Annotated in this window: 5 protein-coding genes; 4 read left to right on the top strand and 1 reads right to left on the bottom strand. The window is 65.1% G+C overall.

What is annotated here, in order from left to right; translation table 11 throughout:
- A partial coding sequence (locus FJY73_14205; GenBank protein ID MBM3321813.1) for an endonuclease III occupies positions 1–304 on the bottom strand: 304 nt, incomplete at its 3' end.
- A gap of 106 nt (positions 305–410) precedes the next feature.
- Here FJY73_14205 and FJY73_14210 point away from each other — a divergent pair.
- The 4 genes from FJY73_14210 to FJY73_14225 form a co-directional block, all read left to right on the top strand.
- On the top strand, positions 411–1445 hold the full coding sequence (locus FJY73_14210; GenBank protein MBM3321814.1) for a MoxR family ATPase: 1035 nt from the start codon (positions 411–413) through the stop codon (positions 1443–1445).
- Positions 1442–2344 carry a DUF58 domain-containing protein gene (locus tag FJY73_14215; GenBank protein ID MBM3321815.1) on the top strand — a complete coding sequence of 301 codons (903 nt, stop codon included), beginning with the start codon at positions 1442–1444 and terminating at the stop codon, positions 2342–2344. The genes FJY73_14210 and FJY73_14215 overlap by 4 nt, the downstream gene beginning before the upstream one ends.
- Before the next feature lie 240 nt (positions 2345–2584).
- The gene (locus tag FJY73_14220; protein MBM3321816.1) at positions 2585–3085 is read left to right on the top strand and encodes a helix-turn-helix transcriptional regulator; all 501 of its coding nucleotides are present in this window, start codon (positions 2585–2587) and stop codon (positions 3083–3085) included.
- A 75-nt stretch (positions 3086–3160) separates the two neighbouring features.
- The coding region (locus FJY73_14225) for a BatA domain-containing protein (GenBank protein ID MBM3321817.1) at positions 3161–3334 on the top strand (174 nt) is incomplete at its 3' end.

A 3334-nucleotide genomic window follows, 5' to 3' on the forward strand; every position in this document is an offset into this window, starting at 1 on the left:
TCTTCGACACGCCGCGCAACACGAGCGCCTTCTTCCGGTAGAACCCGACCGGGAAGATCGCCTTCTCGATCGTTCGAAGGGGGAGGCGGGCGATCTCTTCCGGAGTCCGGGCGAGCGCGAAGAGCCGCGCGGACGCGGCGTCGGTCGTCTCGTCCTTTGTGCGAAGCGAGAGGAGGCAGCCGATCAGGACGAGAAAGGGGTCGCGCTTCCTCCTCGCGATCCGGGAAAGGGATGGTTCCTCGAAGCGCCGCCCCTCGAGCGCGACGATTCGAAGCACCTCGCCGATATTCCGGTTCGTCACCATCCGCGGTCCTCCGACGGGGACGCGATTGTAACGCCGGACCGTTGATTTGCGAAAGGGGCGCTGCTATTCTCGGGAACCCTGGGCTCGCCGCGCGGGTGGGAAGCGAGTGCCGTTCGGTCGAACGGAAACAAAGAGGGAGAGGAACTTGGAAGCGGATCTCAAAGCCGTTCAGCAACTGAAGGACGCGAGGGAACGCATTCTCGGCGAGCTTCGGAAAGTGATCGTCGGGCAGCATGAGGTGATCGACGGCCTTCTCATCTCGCTCCTCGCGAACGGCCACTGTCTTCTCGTCGGGGTGCCCGGGCTCGCGAAGACGCTCCTCATCAGCACGCTGGCCCGCGTTCTCGATCTCGAGTTCAGCCGGATCCAGTTCACGCCGGACCTGATGCCGAGCGACATCACGGGGACCGATATCCTGGAGGAGGACCGGGGGACGCACAAGCGTGTCTTCACGTTCCTCCGCGGCCCTGTGTTCGCGAACATCGTCCTCGCCGACGAGATCAACCGGACGCCGCCGAAGACGCAAGCCGCGCTCCTCCAGGCGATGCAGGAGCACCAGGTGACCGCGGGGGGACGCACGTACGATCTCTCCCCGCCCTTCTTCGTCCTCGCCACGCAGAACCCGATCGAGCAGGAGGGGACCTACCCGCTCCCGGAGGCGCAGCTCGATCGTTTCATGTTCAACCTTTGGGTCGACTACCCGTCCGACGAGGAAGAGCGAGTGATCGCGGAGACGACGACGAGCGCGTACGAGGCGGACCTCAAGAAGGTGCTCGGCGCCGCGGAGATCGTCGAGCTCCAGAAGCTCGTTCGCCGCGTTCCCGCCCCTTCCCACGTCGTCCACTACGCGGTCCGGCTTGCGCGCGCGACGCGCCCGACGGCGAAGGAGCGCCCCGACTTCGTGAAGGAGTGGATCAGCTGGGGAGCCGGCCCGCGCGCCTCGCAGTATCTCCTCCTCGGCGCCAAGACGCGGGCGATCCTCGACGGGCGCTACGCTCCGTCGATCGATGATGTCGTGCATGTCGCGCCCGCGGTTCTCCGCCACCGGATCGTCACGAACTTCAGCGCCGAGGCGGAGGGTGTGGACGCTCTCGCCATCGTCGGACGCCTCCTCGACGCCGTCCCGCGGGACGGAAAATGAGCACCATCGAAGAGAGCCGCCGGTTTCTCGATCCGGAGGTCGTCGCGCGCCTTTCCCGCATGGATATCAAGGCGAGGCTCGTCGTCGAGGGGTTCGTGGCGGGGCTTCACCGGAGCCCGTACCGCGGGTTCAGCGTCGAGTTCGCCGAACATCGCCAGTACATGCCCGGCGATCCTCTCCGGCACGTCGACTGGAAGGTCTACGCGAAGTCGGACAAGTTTTATGTCAAGGAATATGAAGAGGAAACCAACCTTCGCGCCTACCTTCTTCTCGATGCGAGCGGCTCGATGGGCTACGGCTCGGGGAGCGTGACCAAGTTCGTCTACGCCGCGCAGCTCGCCGCTTCGCTCGCCTATCTCATGCTGAAGCAGCGCGACTCGGTGGGACTCGTTCTCTTCGACGACGAGCTCCGCCGCTATCTGGCGCCGCGCGCGGCGCCGGCTCATCTCCATCGGATCCTGCGCGAGCTGGAAGCCGCGCGAAGCTCCTCGCGAACCAACGTCGGCGCCGCTCTCCGCAAGCTCGCCGAGAGGATTCGCCGGAGAGGACTCGTCGTCCTCCTCTCCGACCTGATGGACGATCCGGAAAAAGTCCTCACCGCGCTCCGCTTCTTCCGCCACAAGAAGCACGAGGTCGTCGTCTTCCACATCCTCGATCCGAAGGAGGTGCGCTTCGATTTCGACCGCGAGTCCCGCTTCGAGGATCTCGAAAAGGACGATCACGTCACCGCGCAGCCGTGGCGGATCCGGGGGGACTACGCGCGCGAAATCGAGCGCTGGAGGGCTCACTATCGATCGGTTTGCCGCGAGAACCGGATCGACTACAACTTCATCGAGACAAGCACTCCGTACGACGCGGCGCTCTTCGCCTATCTCGGCAAACGATCGCGGCTTGGTTGACGCGCCCGCTTCGCGGCCCCCGCCGTCTTGACAGGAAGGGGCGCGCGTGGTAGTTTCAGGCGCGGGTTCTTCCACTATCCATCTCCCGCGGCCGCCGCGGAGATCGCCCGGCTCGCGGGAACGGACCGGCGCTTTTCGGCGCGGCGCGCTCGCGCCGATCGACGGACGGAGAAGGCGACATCTATGCCCTCGCGAGAGGAACTCGGAAGAAGGCTGAGGACGGTCCGCCTTCAAAGAGGCTTGACGCTGAAGGAAGTGGAGAACCTCTCCGGAGTCTCCATGACGCACACCTCGCAGATCGAGCGCGGGATGACCTCCCCGACGGTCGGCGCGCTCGAGAAACTCGCCAAGGCGCTCGACCGGACCACGAGTTACTTTATCGAAGAAGAAATCCTCGAAGAAGCCTCCCACCGTTCGAAGAGCGATCGAAGCGCGCTCATCAGCGAGAAATGCGGGCTTCGTCTGGAGAGACTGACCGGAGGCATCGCGGGGGGCACGCTTCGCTTCTGCTACGTGAAGGCCGCTCCGGTCCTGAACGAACCACCCCTCCGAAGGCACGAAGGAGAAGAGGCGCTCGCGGTTCTGAAGGGTTCGCTCGAGGTGGTCGTGGGGGACGATCGCTACCGGCTGAGGAGCGGGGACAGTCTTCATTTCCGGTCGAACCGGCCCCACGTCTTCTACTCGAACACTCGGAGCGGCGCCGAGGCGATCTGGGTGTCCACCGCGGATCCCGTGTTCTAATCCGGACCATGCGCGCGCTCGGGCCGCGAGCGCGGGGAGCGAAGACCTTCCGCTCCTCCGATCGGAAGGGGACCGATGGCGTTCCTACAGAGCATCTTCTTCTGGGTCGGCCTTCTCGCCGCTGCGATTCCGGTGGTGATCCACCTTTTGAACCGCCCGCGCGCCCGCGTCGTGGCGTTCTCGACGCTCGAGTTCATCCGCCGTCTGCAGATCAAGCGCTCGAAGCGGATCCGGATCCGCGAGCTTCTC

This window comes from Candidatus Eisenbacteria bacterium (assembly GCA_016867715.1).
In the GTDB taxonomy this organism is placed as follows: Bacteria; Orphanbacterota; Orphanbacteria; order Orphanbacterales; family Orphanbacteraceae; genus VGIW01.

Excerpts from the sequence above, each read along its gene's own strand:
- FJY73_14215 (MBM3321815.1), top strand. The coding sequence starts at position 1,442 with ATGAGCACCATCGAAGAGAGCCGCCGGTTTCTCGATCCGGAGGTCGTC.